We start from the raw sequence: 1,385 nt of genomic DNA, 5'->3' as shown, positions 1-1,385 counted from the left end.
GTCTCCGCCGGCGCGCCAACGCCGGTTATGGCTCGTTGAACAAGCCGGAGACTACGTCACCCTCATTTCCTACCACACCCGCGACGGCACCCGGCTCGATGCCGGCGACGGCAATGATACTGTGGACGGTTACCTCAAAGGGACTGACCATCTCGAGCTCCACGGCGTCGCTGCGTCAAGCGTCAAGGTGAGCCAGATCAGCGGGAACACCCTCATCTCCTACGGCTCAAGTAGCATCCTGCTCCACGGAGTGACAGGCTTCGATACCCACTCCATAAGCGTGCTCGACGCCCCCACCGCCCCGCTGCCGCCGACCGATATCTACCACTATCCGGCCGCCAACGATTGGAATGCGATCGGCAAACTTGTCTCCGCCTTTCACGAGGCAAATGGCTGGTGGGCCACTCTCCAGCAGATCGAGGATCGGCGCTGGACCCCGCCCGGTTCGGCTCCTGCGGCTGATCCGGCACCTGCCCCGTCGCCAGTGGTTGAGGCTCCGCACGTGATCGACTGGAATGCCCTCGCAGCTCAGGCGACCACGAATTTCCACGCCACGGGTGATTGGTTCCTCTGACAGGCATTGGTAAGTTTCTGGTTGGCGGCCGGAACGAAGCGGCAAGGCTAGGCTGGCGGGATGACGTCCGAGCCCGCCCCTATCCAGCTATTGAACCGCCGCGGTTTCGCCGGAGGCTGGTTGGCTTGAGTCAGGCTGCCAGGGCGGCTGGCTTGAGCTCGGCATAATAGCGTGCCTCGGCCTCGGCGGGCGGCATATTGCCGATCGGCTCGAGGAGGCGGCGGTTGTTGTACCAGTCCACCCAGTCGAGGGTGGCGTATTCGACGGCCTCCAGCGAGCGCCACGGCCCGCGCCGCCGGATCACTTCGGTCTTGAACAGGCCATTGATCGTCTCGGCGAGGGCGTTGTCGTAGCGGCACCGTCAAGTCGTTGGCCTTGGGGCAAACAAGCTGGCCGGTCGCGGCAGCGACCGATCGACCGCCAAGCCGCCGCAGCGACCCCGCTGATATCGGCCCACACTTCGAACGCGCGTAGCCGTGCGGCGCGATACTCGTTGACGGTGACGTGGTCGCGGCGCAGATGGAAGAGGTTGGCGATCTGGTCATGGGCAGAAAGAAAACGCTGTGCATGCCGCGCTGACTTGAAGCGCTTCATCTGCCGCTCTCGTCGTCGCGTTGGCTGGTGTGAATTCTCTGCCCGGTTGTTCAGGCCTTTGTGCTGGCGGTGCTCGACATCGGGCATCACCTCCCGCTTGGCCGCCCCGTAGCTCGGGAGTTTGTAATACCAGCCGCCCTAGAGCTTGACCTGAGCCCAGGCACGGGTGGTGATGGAGGTGACCTGCTCTGGTCTGCGCATCAGCGCGTTCCAGGCT

At 64.0% G+C, this 1,385-nt stretch carries 1 protein-coding gene and 2 pseudogenes; 1 reads left to right on the top strand and 2 read right to left on the bottom strand.

Features of this window, described 5'->3' with window-relative positions:
• Window positions 1–574: hypothetical protein (locus EP26_RS36595; protein WP_169747567.1), on the top strand; the 574-nt coding region annotated here is incomplete at its 5' end.
• 130 nt (window positions 575–704) lie between these two features.
• Here EP26_RS36595 and EP26_RS30845 read toward each other — a convergent pair.
• Together EP26_RS30845 and EP26_RS37980 are read right to left on the bottom strand one after the other, a co-directional pair.
• Window positions 705–926: pseudogene (locus tag EP26_RS30845) on the bottom strand (integrase core domain-containing protein); the annotation flags it as partial.
• 151 nt (window positions 927–1,077) lie between these two features.
• A pseudogene (locus EP26_RS37980) lies at window positions 1,078–1,291 on the bottom strand (DDE-type integrase/transposase/recombinase); the annotation flags it as partial.
• Window positions 1,292–1,385 lie beyond the last annotated feature (94 nt).

It is taken from the genome of Belnapia moabensis DSM 16746, assembly GCF_000745835.1.
Taxonomy (GTDB): domain Bacteria; phylum Pseudomonadota; class Alphaproteobacteria; order Acetobacterales; family Acetobacteraceae; genus Belnapia; species Belnapia moabensis.
Note: the sequence above shows the minus strand (reverse complement) of the source record. Positions and strands in the feature narration are given on the sequence as shown.